21 protein-coding genes and 2 tRNA genes are annotated in these 22719 nt (G+C 42.7%); 12 read left to right on the top strand and 11 right to left on the bottom strand.

Going from position 1 to position 22719, the window contains the following annotated elements:
* Nucleotides 1-387: 387 nt before the first annotated feature.
* The 3 genes from NWE95_06675 to NWE95_06665 all read right to left on the bottom strand — a co-directional run bounded on the left by NWE95_06675 (nucleotide 388) and on the right by NWE95_06665 (nucleotide 1596).
* Entirely contained in the window at nucleotides 388-564 is a 177-nt protein-coding gene (locus tag NWE95_06675) for a hypothetical protein (protein ID MCW4003577.1), read from the bottom strand.
* Between the two features lie 151 nt (nucleotides 565-715).
* Nucleotides 716-997, bottom strand: coding sequence for a 60S ribosomal protein L22 (locus NWE95_06670; GenBank protein ID MCW4003576.1), 282 nt, complete (start codon nucleotides 995-997; stop codon nucleotides 716-718).
* Between the two features lie 113 nt (nucleotides 998-1110).
* Nucleotides 1111-1596: a hypothetical protein gene (locus NWE95_06665; protein MCW4003575.1), complete on the bottom strand. Its 486-nt coding sequence runs from the start codon at nucleotides 1594-1596 to the stop codon at nucleotides 1111-1113.
* Between the two features lie 802 nt (nucleotides 1597-2398).
* Between NWE95_06665 and NWE95_06660 the strand changes: the two genes are divergently transcribed.
* Nucleotides 2399-4342: a matrixin family metalloprotease gene (locus tag NWE95_06660; GenBank protein MCW4003574.1), complete on the top strand. Its 1944-nt coding sequence runs from the start codon at nucleotides 2399-2401 to the stop codon at nucleotides 4340-4342.
* Between the two features lie 428 nt (nucleotides 4343-4770).
* Here the strand turns inward: NWE95_06660 and NWE95_06655 are convergent, their stop codons facing one another.
* Nucleotides 4771-7200 (bottom strand): PQQ-binding-like beta-propeller repeat protein, encoded by a 2430-nt coding sequence (locus NWE95_06655; protein ID MCW4003573.1) that lies wholly within the window; start codon nucleotides 7198-7200, stop codon nucleotides 4771-4773.
* Nucleotides 7201-7401: 201 nt separating this feature from the next.
* Here NWE95_06655 and NWE95_06650 point away from each other — a divergent pair, with 201 nt between their 5' ends.
* The 4 genes from NWE95_06650 (at nucleotide 7402) to NWE95_06635 (ending at nucleotide 10691) form a co-directional block, all read left to right on the top strand.
* Nucleotides 7402-8250, top strand: a complete 849-nt coding sequence (locus NWE95_06650; protein ID MCW4003572.1) for a hypothetical protein — start codon at nucleotides 7402-7404, stop codon at nucleotides 8248-8250.
* A 134-nt stretch (nucleotides 8251-8384) separates the two neighbouring features.
* Nucleotides 8385-9581, top strand: a complete 1197-nt coding sequence (locus NWE95_06645; GenBank protein ID MCW4003571.1) for an MFS transporter — start codon at nucleotides 8385-8387, stop codon at nucleotides 9579-9581.
* Nucleotides 9582-9770: 189 nt separating this feature from the next.
* On the top strand, nucleotides 9771-10292 hold the full coding sequence (locus NWE95_06640; protein MCW4003570.1) for a nitroreductase family protein: 522 nt from the start codon (nucleotides 9771-9773) through the stop codon (nucleotides 10290-10292).
* A 273-nt stretch (nucleotides 10293-10565) separates the two neighbouring features.
* Entirely contained in the window at nucleotides 10566-10691 is a 126-nt protein-coding gene (locus NWE95_06635; GenBank protein ID MCW4003569.1) for a hypothetical protein, read from the top strand.
* Between the two features lie 41 nt (nucleotides 10692-10732).
* Here the strand turns inward: NWE95_06635 and NWE95_06630 are convergent, their stop codons facing one another.
* The gene (locus tag NWE95_06630) at nucleotides 10733-11146 is read right to left on the bottom strand and encodes a flavodoxin family protein (protein ID MCW4003568.1); all 414 of its coding nucleotides are present in this window, start codon (nucleotides 11144-11146) and stop codon (nucleotides 10733-10735) included.
* 110 nt (nucleotides 11147-11256) lie between these two features.
* On the opposite strand from NWE95_06630, the gene NWE95_06625 reads away from it, so the two are divergent.
* Entirely contained in the window at nucleotides 11257-13029 is a 1773-nt protein-coding gene (locus tag NWE95_06625; GenBank protein ID MCW4003567.1) for an ATP-dependent DNA ligase, read from the top strand.
* Nucleotides 13030-13085: 56 nt separating this feature from the next.
* Complete coding sequence (locus NWE95_06620; GenBank protein ID MCW4003566.1) at nucleotides 13086-13703, top strand: hypothetical protein; 618 nt, start codon at nucleotides 13086-13088, stop codon at nucleotides 13701-13703.
* A gap of 2 nt (nucleotides 13704-13705) precedes the next feature.
* On the opposite strand, the gene trxA is transcribed toward NWE95_06620, so the two are convergent.
* The 3 genes from trxA to NWE95_06605 form a co-directional block, all read right to left on the bottom strand.
* Nucleotides 13706-14029, bottom strand: coding sequence for a thioredoxin (trxA, locus tag NWE95_06615; protein ID MCW4003565.1), 324 nt, complete (start codon nucleotides 14027-14029; stop codon nucleotides 13706-13708).
* A 104-nt stretch (nucleotides 14030-14133) separates the two neighbouring features.
* Nucleotides 14134-14634: a hypothetical protein gene (locus NWE95_06610; protein ID MCW4003564.1), complete on the bottom strand. Its 501-nt coding sequence runs from the start codon at nucleotides 14632-14634 to the stop codon at nucleotides 14134-14136.
* 94 nt (nucleotides 14635-14728) lie between these two features.
* Nucleotides 14729-15169, bottom strand: a complete 441-nt coding sequence (locus tag NWE95_06605) for a ribbon-helix-helix domain-containing protein (protein MCW4003563.1) — start codon at nucleotides 15167-15169, stop codon at nucleotides 14729-14731.
* A gap of 84 nt (nucleotides 15170-15253) precedes the next feature.
* Between NWE95_06605 and NWE95_06600 the strand changes: the two genes are divergently transcribed.
* Complete coding sequence (locus NWE95_06600) at nucleotides 15254-15481, top strand: hypothetical protein (protein ID MCW4003562.1); 228 nt, start codon at nucleotides 15254-15256, stop codon at nucleotides 15479-15481.
* On the opposite strand, the gene NWE95_06595 is transcribed toward NWE95_06600, so the two are convergent.
* Nucleotides 15478-15858, bottom strand: a complete 381-nt coding sequence (locus NWE95_06595; protein MCW4003561.1) for an MscL family protein — start codon at nucleotides 15856-15858, stop codon at nucleotides 15478-15480. The genes NWE95_06600 and NWE95_06595 overlap by 4 nt on opposite strands.
* Nucleotides 15859-16022: 164 nt before the next feature.
* Between NWE95_06595 and NWE95_06590 the strand changes: the two genes are divergently transcribed.
* Nucleotides 16023-17150, top strand: coding sequence for a YihY/virulence factor BrkB family protein (locus tag NWE95_06590; protein MCW4003560.1), 1128 nt, complete (start codon nucleotides 16023-16025; stop codon nucleotides 17148-17150).
* Nucleotides 17151-17364: 214 nt separating this feature from the next.
* Here the strand turns inward: NWE95_06590 and NWE95_06585 are convergent.
* Nucleotides 17365-17442, bottom strand: a tRNA-Ile gene (locus NWE95_06585).
* 98 nt (nucleotides 17443-17540) lie between these two features.
* Here NWE95_06585 and NWE95_06580 point away from each other — a divergent pair.
* From NWE95_06580 to NWE95_06570, 3 genes are all read left to right on the top strand, one after another.
* A tRNA-Arg gene (locus NWE95_06580) sits at nucleotides 17541-17616 on the top strand.
* A gap of 284 nt (nucleotides 17617-17900) precedes the next feature.
* Nucleotides 17901-19427, top strand: a complete 1527-nt coding sequence (locus tag NWE95_06575) for a hypothetical protein (GenBank protein MCW4003559.1) — start codon at nucleotides 17901-17903, stop codon at nucleotides 19425-19427.
* Between the two features lie 165 nt (nucleotides 19428-19592).
* A complete protein-coding gene (locus tag NWE95_06570) occupies nucleotides 19593-22310 on the top strand; it encodes an HAD-IC family P-type ATPase (GenBank protein MCW4003558.1) in 2718 nt (905 codons plus the stop codon).
* On the opposite strand, the gene NWE95_06565 is transcribed toward NWE95_06570, so the two are convergent.
* Nucleotides 22311-22718, bottom strand: coding sequence for an NUDIX hydrolase (locus NWE95_06565; GenBank protein ID MCW4003557.1), 408 nt, complete (start codon nucleotides 22716-22718; stop codon nucleotides 22311-22313).
* Between the last annotated feature and the right edge of the window lies 1 nt (nucleotide 22719).

Raw genomic sequence — 22719 nt, 5'->3', positions numbered from 1 at the left:
CTGCCATAGACCCCTATCCCCCTATAAAAAGGCAGTTTGGTTTTTTACTACGTGCATGGTTTGTTTGTGGCAGGGTTTACCACGTACATTGAGGCTCGGATTGTACGTGGTAAGAGGCAGCATTGGGATGTACGTAGTAATTTTAGCCTCAGTCGGTAAGCACAGTTTTAGTTTAGTCAAGAAAGCTTGACTAATTTTTCTGTTGTTAGTCAAGAAACCTTTACGAAAAACCATTTATCGACAGTTTGACCCATAGATTTTTGGTTAAGCATGAACTAAAAATAATAAACGCTATGCCGCTGTTTCTCCTCTCTTTTTGGGGTTCATGCTTAACCGTCCCCTACCCAAACTTGCGGGTCTGTTTTGCGAGAGAAAAGTATTGTTCGGTTAGGTTTTTGTTTTTTTGAACCATATCAACCCGATTAAGGCTACGGTTATTGCTGCTAGTGCGGCTGCTGGGTTGATGCTTTGGATTGCCGTATAGGCTGCTGTAAAAACTGTTAGTGTGGTTATCAGCAAAAACAGCACTAAGATGGCACTTATAGTAAGGGTTCTTCTGCTCAAGTCGTTAAGCCTCAACTATTCTAAAGGGCTTTTCTGATTTAATGCTAAGCCATAGAACAGCCTGTCCAGTGATTAGGACAGCAAGTTAGCTTTGAATGTTTATAAAACAAAAATTAGAAGAAGCGTTAATTAAAACGGGAAAAAATTTTACTTAGTCCTCTTCGTAAACTTTGCGCTCTCTAATCTTGAGTGTGTCCTCGTCTGAGCCAATAACCCTGAAAGAGTCAATTAGGTCGTGTTTATTTAGGAATTTTTTGAGAGTTACGCGCACGTACTTTTTGGAGAGTGCTTCGCCTTCGCCCTTTACAGTAACAATTTTTCCTTCAGTGGCTACTTCCCCGCCTGTTTTTTCCTTGAGGAAGTCAGCTAGCTTTTCGATTATTTTGGCGTCGTCGCCTTTGAGTTCTGAGGCATCGATTTTCATTTCAACCATCCTTTGTTCACCTCGATTGCTTCACGCTTGTTGTGTGATTTGCTGTCTTTTTCATGACGGCTGTATTGATAAGGTTTCCGCTCCAACCTCTGCGGGTTAGAAAGTTAAAGAGGTTATTCAGCCGGTTTGATTGTGACTGCGCAGTTTGCTTGAACAATATATGGGGCATCGATTAAGTATGTGAAAGTATAGTCTCCCGGTGGCGCCATAGTCGTTCTGTTGTCTATTGTTACTGTTTGATCCCAGATTGCTCGCCAAGCATTTCCATAATGCGCTGGGTAGGTGTTGTTTGACGGAGGAAAATCAACATGAAAACCGCCGCTTTCCCAAACGACGTTTCCTTGACTGTTACTTACCCAGTACCCATAAGCTGTAGGTTTGTATACTGCCCAATCTTGCGTGTTATTTTCATAAATAAGAAAAGTGACGTTTTCACCTTGGGCATAAGTGGTTTTTTCAGTAACTACTTCCAAGTTTACAGGTTCAGGACCGACAGGTGCTAAATTCCCGGGTATGTTGGAAAGAATAACATAACCCAAAATAACTAATCCTACTATCAAGACAACGATTGCCGCGTAAGCTCGCTTGAACTTTTTCACGCGCTTGGTATCCATTATCTTCACTGGTTTAAATTGATACCATAGGGTTTATAAAATCTTTGCAGGATTTTTTAATTTTTTCTAGAGTGCCATAGGCTATGTAGGTACTGAAAAGGTGTTGCAAGAGATTATGTTGATATTCTTTAAGAAAATGGTGTAAAATGTAAAATATTATAAGACACGATATTTGCCATATCTAGCAGTGTCTGTTTGTTAGGATTAATCTAAATTGGGCAGAAAAACGTCAAATAATACATTAAGTGGACGAACCTTGAGAATTTATCGATTTATGGTCAAAACTGGAAAACCGGTTGGAATACGCGAACTACAACGAGAACTTGCTCTTAGCAGTCCCTCAGTTGCGCAATACCATTTGACCTAGCTGGAACGAATACAATTAATCAAAAAGGAGTTTGGCGGTTATTCAATTAAACGTTTTGTATTAGAAAACCACGTTAAAATTTGCCGTTTACTTATCCCCAAGTATCTAATTTACAGTATAATAGCTGGATTAATTCTGTTCGCTGAACTGACATTTGTAAGACCAACAGTAATCTCTATAGGATATCTTTTCTTAACATCCTTAACAGTCACGCTTTTAGTCAGCCTATCATGTTAGGTAATAAAGACTGGCATTTCCTTTAAACAAAAATAGGCTTTATTTAAATCAACTTCTAAAAGGTTTTGAGTCGTACTAAGGATTAGGACAGTTGTCCTAAAGAGTAGAATTAAGTACCTTGTAAATGCGTTAACTAAATTCTGGCAACTTAAAAGTTGCACAAGAAATAAGGAGAAATTGAAAATGTCAAAGAAAACGTGCGCAGTTTTTCTCGCATTATTTCTATTTTCAACAATATGGCTATCGTTAGTATCGGCGCAGATATCTATTGCTAATCAAATGGTGGAAGAAACAAATAAGGCAAATGATCTTATAAATAGCAACAAGTTGTTAACCGGATGGAAGAATGAATCCACTCAAGTCGGCGTCGGCACAGTCCAAGAAACTACCACCAAACTAGAAGAGATAAGTGAGGGACAATTGATCTATACATATGCTAAAATTCAGGTTAAAGTTCCTTTAGTGGAAAACCTTCAGGCGGAACAGATAATAACAGCAAAATATCTTGGTGGGCAAACTGAAGATTTATCGCTCCGAGTAGACATAGAGTGGCATAATTTTGAGAACGATACAATACAACCTCCGACAACATTTAGCCTAAGCAAAGGAATGAGCATAATGTTTTTCATACAAGAGAGGACAAATAGTCTCACTGGTTATATCCCTTACGTGGTCGAGTCCGACAACAAAGGTGATGATAAGATAACACTATTTTCATTGGACCCTCAACCTACGGCAGAAGTTCCTGAAACAGACGGATACGGCTTTGAAGTGACCATGACTTCATGGGGTACCTTTATACCTTGGAGTAGTATGCCATGGACCTATGAAATAGATCCCGATGGCACTCCCGACATAAGCGGAACCGATGAGTTTACTGCAATTCATGCGGCTTTTTCCACATGGGAAAATGCTCCATTTTGCGGCGTTGATTTCTCATACGGGGGATTACATAACCCTGGCGATAACTGGCAAGCGTACGCAGTTAGGAATTACCATAATAACATTGGCTGGGTACCAGACTTCACTGGTTTCGCATATGCAGACGCCACGGGCTTTAGTTGGAACGCCGGCGGCTCAGGACCTATTCTAGAAACAAATGTAGTACTCAATGACATTTATGATTGGTGTTTAGATGCTGAAGCGACTCCTTTGATTCTTGACTACGATGCACAGAGCACTCTGACTCATGAAATTGGTCATGCAATAGGGTTGGATGGAGTAGACATTTCAGGTCAAACGATGCGTGACCAAGCTACTTGGGACAATAGCCGAAGAAGTCTGGAATGGGGAGACCTTAATGGAGCACACTATCTCTACCCTGAACATAATGACGCAACGACCAACGCTGATGCCCCAAATACTTTTACTGACGCCTACTTTGTCAATAGGGGAACGACGTACTATGGGCGCCTCTGTAATTTGCCGCTTCCACATGGAATAGATTCGCAAGATTGGTATAGATTCTATGCAGTCACAGATCAGGCTCTCTTGATAAATTTAGTCGTCCCAAGTAACGCAAACTTTGATCTGCAGCTATACGACCCAAGCGGCTCTTTGGCTGCCACAAGCGCAAGCACCACAACTGGTCAAGACGAGACAATCTATCGAGCACATATGGGTGCAAGCGGTTTTTGGAGACTTAAAATCTATACCACAGAGACGGACAGAATGAAAAGCAATGGCGCGTATGACTTTAGAATAAACGATATCAATACTGGTTATGCAATCACTGCGTCAGCGGTGACAATAAGCGGCAGTGGCATAGCAATTTATCCGACAGCCATTACAGGTAGCTCACCAGATGGGCAATGTGGAGGAATATCTGCACAAAACTACGGCGACGCTGCAGCCATAAACGGAGAGTTGTCTCGTACGATGAGCGGCACCTCTTATATTTACTTGTATGCTCGTTCTGGCGTTGGGTATAACAGCCACATACTCGTTTACGTATCGCAAGACAGCTCCAACTGGTACCTTGTAAGAGACTGGTATATTAGTAGTTCAACACTTGACACTATCTATGTCGCGTCAACAACAATTACCTATAAATACGTATGCATCGCAGGTTACAATAACGGAAACCCAACGTCACTCTATATCGATTGCGTAATCGCCACTAACTAAACAAATTCTAAATCCCTTTCTTTTTTGATGACGGGCTCAATAGTGATTTTGAATTTTGAACTTGAAAAAAATTGTAATAAACTTCTGGATATTGTCGATATTACCATTTTATTTAAAGTTCTAATCGAAATGCGCGATAGTTTATGATAAGTTTTCCGCTCCAACCATTTAGAAGTTGACTATGTAGAAACACAACGTTACCAAGTTTTTTGCAGGTATCATGGTGTATTAAATTTTTTGCTTCGTTTTTTGGGGAGTGTGGTTTGCTGAGGCTCCGACCAAATTAAGGAGAATATATGCTACAGCCACGACATATTGAGCAATCGAGCCGTGGAAACATTAACAGAGCCTACTCAGCCCACATCTTCTTCTCCCTTCACATTTTATGACTAAAAAAGGGGAAAGGTAATTTTTTTGGCAATATCAGCTTATGGTCGCTTCTTTACAATGGAAGCTAACATGATACCGACTATCGCAATTGCAATGATTATGGCGATTGTTGCTCCTGCAATGTACAGTTCAATTGGTGGCAATGGTGTCTCTGTTTCTGGTGCTGGAGTTTCTGGTGCTGGGTCTACAGCGATGGATGTTACAGCATGCGATGGCCAGTAGGATTTGCTGCCGTCGAAAGAGGCATAAATTGTGTATGTTCCTTCGATTTCCGGAGTCCAATTGAGTGCGTAGAAGCCGTCAACGGTTGTTGCGGTACCGATTTCACGGTAGTTACCGTTTGAATCAAGTACGCTCAACGTCACTGGAACACCTGTTACATTGGTTGGTTTTTGCTTTTGCATGTATACGTACTCCATGAACACGCCTTGGCTTTCGTCAGATACGCATGGCACACCGTTCGGGTACAATGCGGCTGGGCGCAGATTCTTGGTGCCAGGTGACGTGTCTGTTACCATGCCTTCTATGATTACGCTGGAACCGTGCACTGAAACCTTTGGCGACGCCGTAACTGAAGTGGCACTTGAACCTTTGTCGAAGCAGTACTGGATGCCGTCATAGTAGTTAGTGGCTATTAGTTTTCCGTCAGCGATGAGTCCTTGCATGTTAAAGCCTGGTGACCAGAATGTAATGTTCCATATTGTCTCTCCGGTATAAGCGTCAAGACACCACATTTTCTTTCCCTGATAGTATGGTGGGCCTTCACTGTGTTCGTCATTGCCAGCGTAGACTTTTCCGCCTGCAAGCGCAATCGATGAGAAGAATGGTTGATAACCGTATGGTGTTTGATAGCCCACTGGGTTATAGCCTCCCTTCCAGACAATTTTGCCTGTTGTAAGGTTGAATGCCCAGACGTGTCCTGTGTATGTTGGGTAGTATGCCATGCCGTAACCTGCTGCTTTAGAGTAGCTCCAGAAGCTACCCCAAGGATAATCAGTGACAGTGGTATTATGCAGAATCTTTCCTGTAGCGATATCAATTCCAATTACGGGTCTTAATCCTTGTTGATTAGGGTCACCGTAATAGAGCGGATAGAAGTGGACTCCATTAGAGATAACTCCGCCGCTTGAGAACATTGCTTCGTTGATAGTGTAGTTTTTCATCCACAGTATTTGCCCTGTTTCAATGTCAAAGGCTCCTGAAGGCGCAACAGTTTCAAATCCTACGCCAAAATAGTAACCTATCTTGCCATCTATTCCAGTGATTCCGTTCAGCGGGTATGTTACGTTGTATTCGATTCTGCTTGTGAAGTTAGTACTAGTGCCTTGTGTAGTCCATTTAATCAGTCGTCTGTTAGCGCCTGATCCCGATGTGCTATAAACGAATGTTTGCATACCGTAATTCTCTTTATAGTAGGGTGTTGGGTCGTAGGTTCCTGACAATCCAGTTGTATTAACGATTAAATTGCCAGTGTAAGCATCCCATTTACGAAATACTGTACCGATTTGCATCAAGTATGCATTATAGGAATCGATAGGTGGACCTTGGGCGCGTACAACATAGTTTTCAACAGTAGCAATGGTTGGAGTCCCTCCGTCTAATGTTTTAACCCATCGTTCTTGGCCCGTGCGTAGGTCTATGCAATGCCATCCACTAGAGTCGGGGTAGAAACCCATTCCAGCAACGGCAAATCGCATATATTTAGTAACGCCTAGCGTGTTTGTGCTAATTGGGTCGCCGCTGTAGATGCTATATGAGTATTGGTCGCCAACTATACCGCCTACACCGCTTTCAAGAGCCCATAGGATGTGCGCAGATTCAGGTCCTCCACCATATGGCTGAAAGTATGCGCTGTTAGGACCATTACCGCTCATAACCCAGTTTCCCATAAGTTGAGCCCATTCTCTGTTCTCGATTGATACTGGGCGTGCCCAATACTCTGTTGGAAGCGGAGTTGGTTGGTAGCCTGGAAGAGGGTCTTCTTGTACAACGAGTTCTGTTACTGGGCTTTCAGCACGATTAAAGATGTAGGTGTGTACTGTGTATTGGTTGAACGCTGAGGTAATTCCAGTGCCTTGGTAGGGTGTTCCTGGTGGAACTGTTTCGCCAGGATAAATGACTTTTATTTTGTATGTTCCAACAGTTTTTGGTGTCCATTCAGTCCACATGGATGTGTCTGCTTGTATGCTGTTGAATGGTCCTAGAGTTTCTTTATTTCCATTAGGGTGCGTGATTTCCACTGTATAGCCGTGTGCAATAATGCCTGGAAATGGCATGGGTGGTGTTATCCAAAAGTTAAGCAACAGAGGTTGATTGACGCCGATAGGGTTAGGTCTCATGGAAAGATATGCGAAGGTTTGATAGTTGAATGTGGTTTGGGCTTGGGCGGGTTGTGGCAAACTAGAGAAGATAGCTGTAATGCCGAGTATTAGAAGCAAAGCAATTGCTACAACATTATTTTTTTTCATTTTCTATTCTCCATTTTTTGTGGTTCTTCATTGTTATCAAAGAATTTTTAAGAAGTAGTGTATGTGACAAACACACACGAAGTTAAACCAAGTGCTTAAATGATACAGAGAATTTTGAATTTAAACAGACTTTTTTATTAAAAAGATATAAATTTGCAAGGTATAATTTTCCTAGATAATGGTAATGGAGGGCAGACCAACATGGGTTCTAATAAAGGGGCACATTTCTTGTCTCAAGAGCAAAAAATCCAAATTTTAACTCATGCAGGCCTGACTCTTTTGCAAGCAAAGATCTATCTTGCCCTTGTCATGAATGGAAGACAAACAGTTAAATCCTTATCGGAAATAGCAAAAGTTGATAGAGCGAACACTTATCGAGAGATTTTGAGCCTTCAAAAAATTGGGTTAATCATAAAAAAAGTAGATAGACCGAGCCTATTTGAGGCTCTTTCCCTTGACAACGCAATCCCGTTGCTGTTGGCTTACAAAAAAAGAGAGTATGAAGAGATACAAAAAGAAGCAGAAGATTTACTTAAGAAACACCAAGATTCGCCCGACAATCTTGGTTTAAAAACTGAGGAAGAATTCATCATAATTCCAAAGAAAAATGCTTTCAGAAAATCATCTTTAGGCAACATTAAAGGCGCGCAAATAAGTAACGATACCATCTCCAATTTAAAGCGATTAACTCAAGCATTGCCACATAGTTTTGAAAGCCACAAAAATGCCCTCGAAAATGGCGTTAGAACCCGTATAATAATCGAAAAGCCGCAAAACCAAAGAAGCCTTAGCAAATATATTTGGAAGTTGATGGCATATCCAAATTTCGAACTCAGATATACAGTGACGCCTCCAAATGTTTTGGGAGTTTGCTTTGATGACAAAACAGTCTGTATTCTCACTGATCCATCTGCGGATATTTGGAACTCTCCAGTTTTTATGACTAACCACAGGAGTTTTGTGACGCTATTTCAAAATTACTTTGATAGTCAATGGAATTCAGCAATACCTATTCAGAAGGATATGAGTATGGTTCAAACTAATGAATAAAAGCTATCTGTTTCCGTTGACTTAGAAAAATAAGCAATGTAAGACTTTTACGTTTTTTCAATTGGAAATTCTGCTCCAAGGAAAGCTGTAATTGAGGCAAAAGATAAAAGCTATTATTTAGATGACTGTACCTCATGACTGCGGTTGGTACTCAGGCATCAGGTTATCGTTGGCTAATTCTGCTGGTCTGTCTGGTTAGTTGTGGCATGTATTACTTCTCACGTGAGTCAATTCCGCCTTTAATAACAAAGATACAATCGGTGTTCAGCGTTAGTGCGGGAACAGCTGGGCTTCTAGTTTCAGCCATAGTAATTCCTGGTGTTTTAATGGCAATTCCAGCTGGTTTTCTCATAAATAAGTACGGTTTTCGGTTAATGGGTTCTTTAGCGATGGTTTGCGTCGCCTTAGGAAGCTTAGTTATTGTGCTCTCAACGAACTTCATCTCCATGCTTTGTGGTGGAGTGATCATGGGTCTAAGTAGCTGTTTCTTAACAATTGGAACAGCTGCGATAATTCCTCACTGGTTTAAGAGCCGAGAGCTAGGTTTTGCAATGGGGATTTACTCGATTGTGTATCCTCTTTCTACTATAATCGCGTTTACAGTGGGCCCCCTTATGCGCGAATTTATAAGTTGGCAGTCACCGTTTTACTTAAGTATAATTGGTGCCACTCTCTGCGGAATATTCTTCTTTGTACTAGTCAAAGATAGGGGCTTAATCATCAAATCAAATGTAAGCAGTAAATCCACTGCAGAAGAAATCGTGAAAAATACGGCGGCTTGGAAAGTAGGATTACTTTGGTTATTCTACAGTATGGCGTCTGGTGCTTTTGTGACGTGGTCGCCGACTTTGCTTTCAACCTTCAAGGACTTTAATATCCTTGGTGCAAGTTCTATCTCAAGCTTGTATATGGTTTCCACATTGCTCTTCATCCCTGTTTACGGATGGATCTCAGACAAAAGTGGGCACAGAAAACCGATTATGGTCGCAGGCTTGCTCGGGATGGCTTCTAGTATTCTTGCTCTAATTTACTTGAATGATTTACCCTTGATATTTATTATACTGCTTGTTGGTGCTTTTGCTTCAGCGGTACCTGCTTTAGCCTTCGCATCGATGGCTGAAACCATGCCCCCAGAAAAAAGCGGCTTAGGATTTGGAATGATGTCTTTTTGGAACCGTACAGCGACAGTAGTTGTAGCACCATTAGTTGGGTTCTTACTGGACACAACTCAATCAATTCACACCTTTGCTTGTATCGCTCTATTTGCTGTCTTGAGTGCCACTCTTGCTTTAACTTTAAGAAAAAAGCCCAAACCCGCCAGCAGTATCTAACATGAGAGTCTCAATGTGTCAGTTCGCCCGTCGAGTCATTATCACCGCACAAAGCTCTGTGACTCTAGTGCTCATCATCCAAAACACTACATCCACAACTAAACATAAGACTCTTACGCTCAAAGCCATTCTTCCACCGAAACCATTTTTATCTCTCTGTAAATTTTTTCTATTGGAGTTAAAAATAGCATGAGCGTCATAGATGCCATAAAAAACCGAAGAAGCATAAGAACCTACAAAAACAAAGAACTACCCCAAGGCACAATCGAAAAACTAATCGAAGCCGCAAGACAAGCGCCTTCAGCTGGAAACGTTCAGCCATGGGAATTCGTTGTTGTAAATGCACAAAAAGCCAAGCAAGAGCTTGCGCGAGCGGCTTATGGACAAAAATGGCTCGAAGAAGCGCCAGTTGTTATTGTTGTTTGTGCTGACGAGAACCGTGCCGAAGAAAGCTATGGAAGCCGTGGCAGAACACTCTATTGCCTTCAAGACACGGCAGCCGCCATACAAAACATGCTTTTAACAGCTTACTCAATGGGGTTGGGCACTTGCTGGATGGGCGCTTTCAGAGAGGACATGGTGCGAGAACTGATTAAAGCGCCAAGTAGAGTGCGCCCCATCGCTTTGATTACAGTTGGTTACCCAAACGAAGCGCCGCCAGCAAGAAAAAGAAGACCCATAAGCGAAATCATGCACAAAGAAACTTTTTAGGCTCTAACTTTCTTGGCATATGCAAGATTAGCGTTGATTTTCCAATTTTGCTGTGCATTTAGCGGCTAAAATCAATAAAAGAGCTTATTGCTTAGCTGAAAGTTACTCAGAATACATTTTTAAAGTCAATAAAGTTTAAAAGCGTCTTCTCTATCTCTGTGTGGCTCTATCAGAGGCACTAAACACATCTGTGAAGCGGTAGAACGCCGTTTATACGGAAAATGTGTTCGTTGCCTATCACAATAACAAAGTAGTAGGAGGAAAAGGAAACAAATGTTATCTCGCGATTGCGACGGATGCTCCCAAATGAGAGCGTGCGGTAGACGCTTCTATGTTGCCGAGAAAGGCGACCGAGTCTACTGCCCAGACGGAACAGCCCATCTAGTAGATGGACTATAAAACAAGCATACTATTTCTAAGTACAGCAATCCTTTTTTTGCTTAAGCCATTTTTTCTAGGGCTTTCTTTACTTCATCGAGAACTTTTGTGAAATCGGCTTCTTCTTCAGGCTTCATGCCCTTCTTTGAAACCTTCAAAACCGTCTTATACCCTTTATCAGCCAGCACTTTTTCTATGGTTTTCATGGTTCGCTCATTTCCAAATATTCGGTAAGTGGTGAATAAAATTGCCTTTTTTCCACTGGTTGCAGGGAGACTGTTGATGAAGGCGGCGGTTTCTTTGGCTGGGCTGGCACCTTCGACGGGTGTGCCGAGAATTAAAAGGTCACAGTTTTCGATGGCTGAGGCTGGAGCAGATGTTAAGTCGTAGATGGGCGCCTTTGCTAGGTCCGCTATTGCCTGTGCCAGTCGTTTGGTGTTTCCTGTTCTTGAAAAATACAATACACAAGTGTTCATGGTTTGAATTAGCGTCTACTTTGTTTAAATAACTTCTGGTGACGGACAGTCGGCAGTACGGCAGTGCTAAGTTTAAAAGTTCCACAAGTCAGTATTGATGTGAGACAAACATGGACTACGCTGTAATCGCCGACTCGTACGAGAAGATTGAAGCAACCACAAAACGGTTAGAAATGACCGATTACCTAGTGGAACTGCTAAAGAAAACCCCAAAAGCCGTCATCGGAAAAGTTGTCTATTTGACTCAGGGCAAACTGTACCCAGACTTCATGGGAATAGAAATGGGCGTCGCCGAAAAACTTGCCATAAAAGCCCTCGCACGCGCTTCAGGCCAAAGAGAAAGCGTAATCCTAGCCGAGCTGCAGAAGAGCGGCGACATCGGCGAAACCTCAGCAAACCAGCTAGCCAAACGCAAACAAGCAACCTTTTTCAAAAAAACACTCACAGTTGAGCGAGTCTACGAAACACTCGACAAACTGGCAAAATCCTCAGGCAGCGGCGCCGTGGACACTAAGATGGCGCTCCTCGCAGGGCTTCTAAGTGATGCAACACCAAAAGAGGCAAAATGGCTAATCCGAACCGTAACAGGCAACCTGCGATTAGGCATCGCTGATATGACAGTACTTGACGCATTGGCGATAGCGTACGGTGGCGGAAAAGAAGCACGCGAACTCATCGAACGAGCCTACAACATTTCCTCAGACTTAGGCAGAGTCGCCAGCGTCGTCGCCGAAAGCGGCTTAGATGGCATCAAAAAGTTCCAAGTCATGGTTTTTGAACCCATACGACCCATGCTCGCAGAGCGACTGGGTGTGCCAGAAGAAATCCTAGAAAAGTTCGGCGGAAAATGCGTAGTCGAGTACAAGTATGATGGCGAGCGGGTGCAAGCGCATAAGCAAGGCGACAACGTGGTGCTGTTTTCTAGACGGTTAGAGAACATTTCCAAGCAGTACCCCGATGTTGTCGAATTAATTAAAGAGCAAGTTAACGCAAAAGAAGCAATACTGGAAGCAGAATGCGTCGCGGTTGACCTAGAAACAGGCGATTTGCGCCCTTTCCAAGAACTTATGCATCGCAGACGCAAATACGGCGTGGAAGCAGCCATAGAACAGTACCCTATCTCGCTTTTTCCCTTTGATGCCCTCTACGTTGACGGCAAAGACCTGACCACTCAACCTTTCCCGCAAAGGCGCAAAGCACTAGAAAAAATCATAAGGCAAAACGAACGTATCAAACCAGCCACACAAAAACTCGTAAGCAACCCAAAAGAGCTCGAGGATTTCTTTGAAGAAGCCATCGAAGAAGGCTGCGAAGGCTTAATGTGCAAATCCATCGACAAAGACTCAATCTATCAAGCGGGAAACCGCGGATGGCTCTGGATAAAATACAAACGCGACTACCGAAGCGAAATGACCGACACCGTAGACTTGGTCGTAGTCGGAGCTTTCCACGGCAGAGGCAAACGTGCAGGAGCATACGGCGCCTTACTGTTGGCAACTTATAATGATGAAGCAGACACGTTTGAAACCGTAACCAAATGCGGCACAGGCTTCACCGACAAAGACTTAGCAACACTCTACGAAATGCTACAAAAGCATGTGGTTCCACGAAAAAACAGTCGGGTAAAATCAACGCTGGAAGCAGACGTATGGTTCGAGCCAGCCGTGGTCTTGGAGATTCTTGGCGCAGAAGTAACCTTAAGTCCCATCCACATGAGCGCCATGGACTCCATCCGCAAGGGAAGCGGCTTAGCAATACGTTTCCCACGTTTCACAGGCAAATACCGTACCGATAAAGCACCTGAAGATGCAACTACATCAAAAGAAATAGTCGAAATGTACCGTGGGCAACTAAAGAAAATCGGCGAATCACCAACGGCGTAAGGAAAAGCTAAAACTGATAAATACCAACTGCCTAAGTAAATGGCGGGTGCGATTGCTTGGCTCAAGACTCAGAAAAAATGAAATCAATCATAGCCTTCAAGAAACGTCTCGAAGAACAACTCGAAAAATTAACTACAGAAACCAAGGACGTTCAAGCTTCTCTTGATGTTGTTAACGCTATTTTGCTAGAAAAGGGCTTCAAACGCGGAGACATAAAAGAAATCCCTGAGGAAGCGCCAGTTCCCAAGGAGGTCGTATTGCCCAAACCGACGCCTGAACCGCCCAAGCCAGCTATTGTGCAACCGCATGTACCTGAATATGACAGCATCATACCACTCAAAACCATGAGCGATGAGCCCCTAGCGATTATGTACTTTGATAAGCAGTCTATACACGTATTGCCTGACGAGACCAAAAACTTCAACGTAAACACACCGCCCTTCAGCAATTTTTTGGTTGAGAAAGTCTTCGCTAAAATGCAGGAAAAAGACGCTGAACTAGTCCGCATGGGACAGCTGTCAACGGAAAAGATGTTTTCTTACAGCATCGTCCGAGAAGCCGACCATATAAGAGAAATAGTCATAAAAAACGTAGATGAAGAACGCCTGAAGGAACTCAAATCAAGCATACGCTGGACATTAGAGAAGATGTATGAAAAAATGAAAAGCGCATAAGCTTACTCATGCTTCTTTAAGGTCTCGATGATTCTGCCTTTGGCGCACAAACCCACAAGTCTTTCGGCTTCTTGTCCATCTTTGAAAATTATCATCGTTGGTATGCTAAAGACTTGAAATCGCTCAGCAGCCTCAGGGTTCTCGTCAACATCAAGCTTGCCGACTAAGACTCTTCCGTTTAACTCTTTTGCTAATTCCTCAATGGTTGGCGCAAGCGCTCTGCATGGACCACACCAGCCAGCCCAAAAATCAACCAAAACTAGCTTGTTTTTCTGAATTGTTTCATCGAAATTTGAATCGGTTACATGAAAAGGTTGGATACTCATACTATAATTGTCTCCTTATTGACGATATATTAGGTTAATTTTGCTCTGATATAAAGTGTTCGAGAAAATAGCGAACATGCACTTGTACCATTCGCTTACTTGTTTTAGGATTGTGTTTTCTTTTTTCTTACGTAAACAACAGCTACCATAGTTAAAGCAACCATGAGCACAACAAGAACGGTCACTGTGAGTTCAGGGATAACAATTTGAGTGTTTCCACGCATCGTTGCAGCATGAAAACTACAGTAGTAAGTGAATTGTCCTGTTCTGTCAGGAGTAAACTGGTAAGTAACTGTTGAAGTGAACGTGGGCGAACGCGGCTCACCACTATCTATTGCGCCGTTGCCATTGTAATCTACGTAGAAATCATGAACATTGCCATCAACACTAATCAAAGTAAGGCTTACGGGCACGCCTTGTGTAAAGGTAATCTGTGGACCTGGAATACTCATCGACTGCTGAGTGAGCCCCCAACCTTGAGTAGCCGAACCATACAGAGTGATATTTTGCGTTTGACCCCCTTGCGCAGCAACACAACCAAGTGAAGCCAAACAAACAGCAAACAACAAAACAACTATACAAACAGATAACAATTTAACCGACAAACTTCAAATCTCCCTAACAAAAAATTAGGTCACTGAGCATTTAACCTTTGTGATTATCTAAGTGAAGTAACTAGACCTTTAATTTTTGCACCAGCTATTTATGGCGTGCTTTTCTTTCATAATCTTCTTTCTGCTTAAGCAGTTCCTGATGCTTCTGCAACAAATTGCGAATTTGCTGATTAATGAAGTCATCAACACTCAAAAACTCGGTGCCTAAATCGTTTAGTGCTTGCTGAAGCCTGTCGTATTCCTCCTTTGGGATTTCCACGTAGACGTACTGGTCTTTTACAAAGCGCAGCTGTGTGCGGATTGCATCGCGTATGAATTCTTCGCGGCTTGTATAGCCTAGATGACGGTTTGCTTCAACAAAATTCTGAGTTTCATTCAAAAGTTCAGGAGGCAAAGAAATGCTTGTGGAAAGCAGATTTTCAATTGCATCGGTGTATGTTTGCATTTTCATGGTTTGCGCGGTTATTTCGCCCAGCATAGCGGTTAGTTTTTGGTGCGCATCATCCGAAATGCGGAGGGTTTTCATGAGTTAACGACCGTTATTTACTGTGTATAGCAAAGCTAATAAAGCTTTTCTGTATAACAAATATACACAGCATAAGAGGTTTACATGATGAAGCACAACATAAGCATAACCATGGACCAAAAACTCTTCCGAGAACTAGAAAACATACGCGGCAGAGAAAAACGAAGCACCTTCATCGAGCACCTAATCATTTTAGGCTTAAGAAACTACGCTAACGCAAACCAGAAAAAAACAGTGAGGACCACCGAGACAGCAGCAACGATGTTGCCCTTAGCCTCAGCAGTCCAGAGCCGTGAATCTGTGAATTCTTAGTCGAGCTTCCACCTTTTAGCAACTTTTACAACAAGGAACATTACGAGAGCCACTATGAGGAATGTCACCAGTGCTACTAGAAAGTCTCCTATACCAAACACTTGCTCCATCACTGTCACTGAGTAAGTGGCGAGGTCTGACATGCCGGGAATCGCTAAGCCTATGAGCGGCATAATGAAGTCTTTGACAAGTGCCTGAACTAGCGCGCCGAGGTACAAGCCTAAGACGAATGCGATGGCTAAGCCCAGAATCTTGTATTTGGATAAGAAGTCTTTGAATTCGTTCCATAACCCCTGCGGCGGTTGTGGCGGTGGTGCTTTCTCTACGGCTTCCCTAATTTTCCTAAGTTCTTCTAACATCTCATCTTCTTTAGTCATTTGAAAACCCCAAGTATCTAATTTCAAGCCATCAGCTTATAAGCATATGGTTGCATAGTAATCGTGGGCTCTTCTAGAGTTTATGTTTGCTCGTTTGACAAAAACAAGCCATATTGAAAAACATCAAAACTAACTTTAAACCTCTAAACGACAGCGGGATCTGAATGAACAAAAGAGAACTCTATACCCTTTTCAAAACATCCTTAAAGGAATGGCAAGAAGACAACGCAGTTTTAAGAGCTGGCGCTCTAACGTTTTTCATAATCTTACCTCTGCCTACCTTACTGCTACTGGTTATAGGCATATTTGCCCAGTTTTACGGTGAAGCACAAGCAATACAAATCATTGTTCAACAAATAGCCGCCGTCGCAGGACCAGCCGTCGCAGACTTATTTCGCGAACTAATCACAAGCACAGGATCACCCTTCACTTCCGTTTTCTCATCAATAGTTGTTATCGGGTTTTCTATTGGAGGAGCGATTGGCGCATTTTCAGTTTTACGCGATACGATGGATCGCATATGGGACGTAAGAGCCCCCAAAGGCTTATCATTGTGGACTAGGATAAGACAGAAAATTTTTCCATTCATCATTGTTTCCGCACTTGGGTTAATTGTGATTGCTTGGACTGGGATTGCTAGTCGATTGTTTAATTTGATAACATTGTATTCAATCAATGATACTCTGACGATAGTAGCGCTAACTGTAGCTGAGGCTCTTCTGTCGTTTGGTGTTTCCACGCTTTTATTGGCGATAATTTACAAGATGATTCCGCAAGCAACAGTTCACTGGCATGACGTAGGAGTAGCCGCTGTTGTGACTGGTATCGCATTTACAGTTGCCAACTACATCTTTGGAAGTTACATTCAAACTTTCCCAATCACAACCGTCGCAGGCGCCGCTGGCTCATTGCTGATAATTCTGCTTTGGATTTTTGTTCTAAACCAGATAGTGCTCTTTGGAGCTGAAGTGTCGAAAACTTATGCAACAACAGCTGGTGTTCATGCAAAGCAGCACTTACCTTCTGCTGTCAAGAACATAATTGAGCCAATAACAAGAGCAGGGCAAGCAATTGAGCAAGCAACAAAGGGTCCAGTTGAGTCGACCACGAAATCCGAGGACAAAAAAGAAACATCAGAGCAAGTTTTGCCTGCACCTGAAACTCCAGCGAGCGAAGAAGCAAAACAAGAACCACAATCACCGCCAGAACACCCTGAAGACCATCAACATGGAAGCGTTGAGGTAAAAATCAAGGTTAAACTTCCCCCAAAGGAGCAACCAGAAGAAGAATAAGATGGTATGCAAGCCGGATTTGAAACGGCGACCTTTGGCGCGTCAAACTTAAAACCTTAAGCGCTTTCTGCTGCTTGTACTGCTTCCACAACCAACAAGCAACCCGTCGCAGGCGCAGACACAAAAAAGCAACGCCCAAAAAACCCCGCTGGAAGATGATGAGCAAGGGAGCCACTTTCTTCTTCTACTACTAGAAAAAACAAAACCAAAACAATGGTGGGCCGAGCCGGATTTGAACCGGCGACCTTTCGATTATCAGTCGAACGCTCCAGCCGTGCTGAGCTACCGGCCCACGTTATAGGACACAACACTAATATTATGTTGCTTTATAAGAATTTTCATAAATCCTTTAATGCAACACCATTGTTTGTGTTGTCAAGAGTTGGAATTGGGCTCGTAGCCTAGCACGGATTAAGGTGTCGGCCTTCGGAGCCGGAGATCGTGGGTTCAAATCCCACCGGGCCCGCTTAATTACCAAAATATGTGCTTAGGGTTCTATGTTCTAAATTTTTAGACCGGGAACAAAATGATTAAACTTTAACTATGCAAAATTGTGTTCGCTCTTGTTATCTTTGCTTCGCTTGCCTGATTTTTGGTCTTGGAAAAATATGTTAATTTGCCTTCTCAAAAATGCTTATCTTCAAAGCAAGCCCTAATTGACAGGTGAGGTATAACTCGTTATGCAACTTTTGACGTTGCCTTGCGGCTTTGCTCCGTATGTATTAACGAAGGTTAAAGGGTGACTGACGGATGGTAACGCTTCTTGAGTTAGTGGCTCCTTTGTTCATGGTATCAATCGGCATCTTACTAGGCGCAATATTCAAATCGTTGCCGTTAAAATCGCTTAAATTAAGAACTATCGCCCTCGCCGTTTTTGCCGCAATCGCGGGAGTTGGGCTTGCCATTCCAGCTTTTGTCTTCAGTAACAGTCTCACTTACATTTTATTCTTCGATGATTTTTCTTTGGGGCTTCAAAGTCTGCCCTTTTTCAACACTTTGGGCGCTGGCGCTCCGTTTGCAGCAGCCACAATTTTGATTGCTCTTTTCGAGGTGGATTTAGCTTTAGGTTTTGGATTGGCAGTAAAGATTGATGAATTTAAAATTAAACGGCTAAAGAAAAAGGAACTAGAACCAGTGGAACCCACCAAGGAAAAAGTTGTTGGCGTAATTTCAAGCAACGGCAGTAGTCAACTGAGGAATGTTCTTGTGTCAGCAAAAAGTATAGACTTGGAAACAGCAGTTTTCGCTGACGAGCAAGTCTTACGTAAAGATGAACAGAGCATGATGGAACTGTTCCTTTACGGAAAAATCAGTGAAATCGTGCCCATAGTTGACTCCGCAAGACCCGAAGGGTACTTCTTTGACGGCATCCCACAACTTGATTGGGACACAAAACGGTCAAGACAAGCACTCGACTCCCTTGTTCGAAAAGGCTATCTTAAAGCTGAACTCGTGGACAAAATTATCGTTTGCATGGCATGCAACTCAGCGAATGTCAGAATCAAAAAACTATGCCCAGAATGCCTCTCACTTAGACTTCGCAAAGAAGGACTCATAGAACACTTCACCTGCGGAACAGTAGATAGGCAAGCAGCCTTTGAAACCGTAAACGGCGACTTGGCATGTCCAAAATGCAAGGCTAAACTCCAACTTGTCGGGTCAGATTACCGCATATTGCCGCCTGCTTATGCTTGTCTAGCATGCAATGTTCGAAGCAATGAACCGTTGCTTGTCGTTAAATGCGACGACTGTGGTGCAACAGCTCAACTCGACGAAGAACCAGAAGTGCTCCTCTACAAATATGTCAGTAACCCTGATTTGCCAATGCAAGAAGTGCAACAAATAAAGCCTGTAGAGGTCTGCGCTAACTTCTTTAAATCATTAGGATACACCATTGTTGCACCAGCATTCGTAAGCGGACGGTCAGGAAACCAGCACCTATTTGACATCCTAATCTTGGGAAGAGTCGGATGGATAGAACCCTACGACCCCACCGCCGCCAAAACTGCCATACGCAAAGACAACGGCACGACGGTTGCTCAAATATTGATTTCAAGCAAACCAATTGATGTCGAAGAAATAACCCGAATTTACGGCATGATCAATGACATTGACTGTGACGCACTAATATTTGCCATCCCAGGCGTGACTGAAAACGCAAGAAATTATGCGTCAACTTACAACATGAAGATAAGCGAAGGGAAAACTATCGAGGAGGCTCTGGCAAACTCCAAAATACCTAAGGAGACACCCAGAGCCAGTGACAAAAAAGCTTAACGCCTCCCTTTTGGTTTGGGTAGCAAACTATGTGTGCATGTACCTACACAATTTTTCTATTACAAACTAAAAATCACTAAAGTCAAGTGTGTTTGAAAGCCACTCTATATATTGGATGAGCGCATACTTTCTGTAGTCAAATATTAGAAAAAGTTGGGTTAGATTTTGAGCGAAAACTCATGGCATAGTCAAGATGCTGAAGAAGTTTTCAAGCGTCTAGGTACAAGTCCAGACGGCTTAGAAAAATCTCAGGCAGCTGAACGATTAAGAGACTATGGCTTGAATGAGTTAGAAGCAGAAAAGAAAACAAGCAAATTGGCTCTGCTTGCTCAAAAAATTAAAAATCCAATAATTTTAGTTTTAATAGTTGCAGCTGTTATTTCTTTAGCGATTGAGCATTACTACGATGCACTGGTCATTCTTATTGTTATCATTGTTGACATGACTATTGGTTTTATCCAAGAATTCAAAGCCGAGGCGGCATTGGAAGCTTTAAAATCAATATCTGCTCCCGAAGCCGACGTTATTCGAGACGGCAGTGAGTTAAGAGTAAAAGCCAAGGAGATAGTTCCAGGCGATATCATACTGATAGATGCTGGAACCAAGGTTCCAGCGGATGCTCGTCTCTTTGAGAGTGTAAATCTTGAAACTGATGAATCAATGCTCACTGGTGAGTCGACTACTGTTACGAAAACAAGCAGTAGGCTCGATAAGGATTTGCCTATTGAAGATAGGAGCAACATGGTCTTCTCTGGGACTCTTGTTACGCATGGCAGAGGCAAGGCAGTTGTTGTTTCTACTGGGATGAAAACACAAATTGGAAAAATCGCTACTTTACTCAAGGAGACGGAAAAATCGCAAACGCCGATTCAACGAAGAACTTTGGATTTAGGCAAGAAACTGACTCTCATAGCTATTGGAGCCAGTGCTTTTACGTTTATTTTCGGAGTTATTAGGGGTTTTAGCTTTATTGAGACTTTTTTGTTTGTTTTAGCCACGGCAGTGTCAGCCATTCCTCAAGGATTGCCAATTGTTGTTACGATAACTCTAGCTATTGGTGTTCGTCGGATGGCTAAACGCAACGCTATAATTAGGAAGCTACAAGCTGTGGATACTTTAGGTTCAGCCACGGTTATATGCACTGACAAAACAGGAACTTTAACAACTAATCAAATGACCGTGCGAAAGATACTGCAAGATGACAGTATTCTGGAAGTGACGGGGGCTGGTTTTAATCCTGAAGGCGAAATTCGTTTAAACAATTCACCAGTAAATGTAGCAGAAGATAACACGCTCAAGTTACTGCTCCAAGCAGCCACACTGTGTAATGACGCTAGATTAAGACACTATGAAAGCAACGGTGAAAAAAGGTGGGAAATATTTGGCGACCCAACTGAAGGCGCACTGATTGTAGCATCAGCAAAAGTAAACATGCACAAAGAAGCGCTTGAGGAAGAACAACCACGAATAGACGAGATACCGTTTGATGCAAAAGAAAGATACATGGCAACTTTTCATCAAGCAAAAGAGGGCAAAGTAAAAGTCTATGTTAAGGGTGCACCAGAAACCATCTTAGAATTATGTTCAGAAACACTCCAAAAAGATGGGAGCACTAAAAAATTACAAGATAAGGAGAAAGTTATAGAAGTAAATAAGCAGATGGCAAGCGAAGCGCTCCGTGTTTTGGCGTTAGCTTACCAAAGTATACAACCTGAAAAAATTGAAAACACCAAACAAAAAATAAAGAATAAGTCAGCAAAACTGGTTTTTCTAGGCCTCATGGGCATGATAGACCCGCCGAGACCTGAAGCCAAGATAGCGGTGCAACTTTGTAAGAGAGCAGGCATCAGGGTTGTTATGGCTACAGGAGACCAAAAGCTTACCGCCCAAGCCATAGCCAAAGAACTCGGTATTCTGGAAAAAGATGAAAAAGTGCTTACAGGCACTGAGTTAGATGCCCTTAGTGATGAAGAGCTAGACAAAATTATTGACGTAACCGCGGTTTTCTCAAGGGTCTCTCCCAGCCACAAACACAGAATAGTGGAGGCTCTAAAGCGTAACGGGCATATTGTTGCAATGACTGGCGATGGAGTTAATGATGCTCCTGCTTTAAAAGCGGCAGAAATTGGTATAGCAATGGGCATCACGGGTACTGATGTGACTAAAGAAACAGCTGACATGATTTTAACAGATGATAATTTCGCAAGTATAGTTAACGCTGTTGAAGAAGGGCGCGTGGTTTTTGAGAACATTAGAAAAGTAGTGAAGTACCTAGTTTCCACAAGTGCTGGAGAAATCTTGACGATTCTTGGTGCACTGATATTTTTGCCAGGTGCACCTTTAATTTTCACGCCAGTCCAGATATTGTGGGTAAACCTTGTGACCGATGGCCTACTAGACAAAGTTCTAGCTATGGAACCAAAAGAAGAAGACGTCATGGATGAACCCCCAAGAAATCCTAACGAAAAAATCATTAACCGTGAAATAATGATAAACACAATTTATGTTGGCGTTTTAATGGCAGTGGGAACCCTGTGGGTTTTCTCCACAGCGTTAAGTAGTGGCGAGTTTGCAAGGGCTCAAACATTAGCATTCACAACTATTGCTATGTTTCAGGTATTTAACGCCATCAATTGCAGGTCGAGAGGAAAATCAGTCTTTACAATCGGTCTGTTTACAAACAAATACCTTATAGTCTCAATTACCGTATCGGTGGCTTTGCAAGTGCTCGCAACAATCTTGCCCCCGTTACAGATTGCCTTAGGTACGGTACCTCTTTCAATTTGGGACTGGTTAATAATACTCTTGGTTTCAAGCTCGATTTTTATCGGTGATGAAATTAGAAAACTAGTTCAGAGAAAATATAAAGCGATGAGAGCATGATTAGCTTTTCAGGTAATCACGAATCATTTGGTCATGTTCAAAAGCCAAGGGCGTCGGCAACTCGTTTAAGCTAAAGAGCTTGATTTCCAAGATTTCGCCCTCTTGTTTTTTGATGTCTCCACCCACAGGTTTAACCAAAAAGCATTTTGGGTAATACTCGTATTCCACCTCATCTTTAACGCCCTTCTCAACGTATTCGCCGATTTTGCGCACGATGGCAACATCAAGACCCGTCTCCTCCTTGACCTCTCTGATGATGGTTTGTTCAATAGTTTCGCCTGGGTCCATTCTGCCGCCAGGCAGAGCCCAGTACCCCTTGAAGGGTATGGTGTTTCGTTTAATTAGCAGAATCTTGTTTTTATCAAAAGGTATTATGGCGGTTGATGTTTTACCCGTGTACCTCTTCATT

Source organism: Candidatus Bathyarchaeota archaeon (genome assembly GCA_026014725.1).
GTDB lineage: Archaea > Thermoproteota > Bathyarchaeia > Bathyarchaeales > Bathycorpusculaceae > Bathycorpusculum.
Note: the sequence above shows the minus strand (reverse complement) of the source record. Positions and strands in the feature narration are given on the sequence as shown.

Bases quoted from the DNA above. Each gene is read 5' to 3' on its own strand.
- NWE95_06670 (MCW4003576.1), bottom strand. From the start codon at position 997: ATGGTTGAAATGAAAATCGATGCCTCAGAACTCAAAGGCGACGACGCC.
- NWE95_06660 (MCW4003574.1), top strand. From the start codon at position 2,399: ATGTCAAAGAAAACGTGCGCAGTTTTTCTCGCATTATTTCTATTTTCA.
- NWE95_06655 (MCW4003573.1), bottom strand. From the start codon at position 7,200: ATGAAAAAAAATAATGTTGTAGCAATTGCTTTGCTTCTAATACTCGGC.
- NWE95_06650 (MCW4003572.1), top strand. From the start codon at position 7,402: ATGGGTTCTAATAAAGGGGCACATTTCTTGTCTCAAGAGCAAAAAATC.
- NWE95_06645 (MCW4003571.1), top strand. From the start codon at position 8,385: ATGACTGCGGTTGGTACTCAGGCATCAGGTTATCGTTGGCTAATTCTG.
- NWE95_06640 (MCW4003570.1), top strand. From the start codon at position 9,771: ATGAGCGTCATAGATGCCATAAAAAACCGAAGAAGCATAAGAACCTAC.
- NWE95_06635 (MCW4003569.1), top strand. From the start codon at position 10,566: ATGTTATCTCGCGATTGCGACGGATGCTCCCAAATGAGAGCGTGCGGT.
- NWE95_06630 (MCW4003568.1), bottom strand. From the start codon at position 11,146: ATGAACACTTGTGTATTGTATTTTTCAAGAACAGGAAACACCAAACGA.
- NWE95_06625 (MCW4003567.1), top strand. From the start codon at position 11,257: ATGGACTACGCTGTAATCGCCGACTCGTACGAGAAGATTGAAGCAACC.
- trxA (MCW4003565.1), bottom strand. From the start codon at position 14,029: ATGAGTATCCAACCTTTTCATGTAACCGATTCAAATTTCGATGAAACA.
- NWE95_06605 (MCW4003563.1), bottom strand. From the start codon at position 15,169: ATGAAAACCCTCCGCATTTCGGATGATGCGCACCAAAAACTAACCGCT.
- NWE95_06600 (MCW4003562.1), top strand. From the start codon at position 15,254: ATGATGAAGCACAACATAAGCATAACCATGGACCAAAAACTCTTCCGA.
- NWE95_06595 (MCW4003561.1), bottom strand. From the start codon at position 15,858: ATGACTAAAGAAGATGAGATGTTAGAAGAACTTAGGAAAATTAGGGAA.
- NWE95_06590 (MCW4003560.1), top strand. From the start codon at position 16,023: ATGAACAAAAGAGAACTCTATACCCTTTTCAAAACATCCTTAAAGGAA.
- NWE95_06575 (MCW4003559.1), top strand. From the start codon at position 17,901: ATGGTAACGCTTCTTGAGTTAGTGGCTCCTTTGTTCATGGTATCAATC.
- NWE95_06565 (MCW4003557.1), bottom strand. From the start codon at position 22,718: ATGAAGAGGTACACGGGTAAAACATCAACCGCCATAATACCTTTTGAT.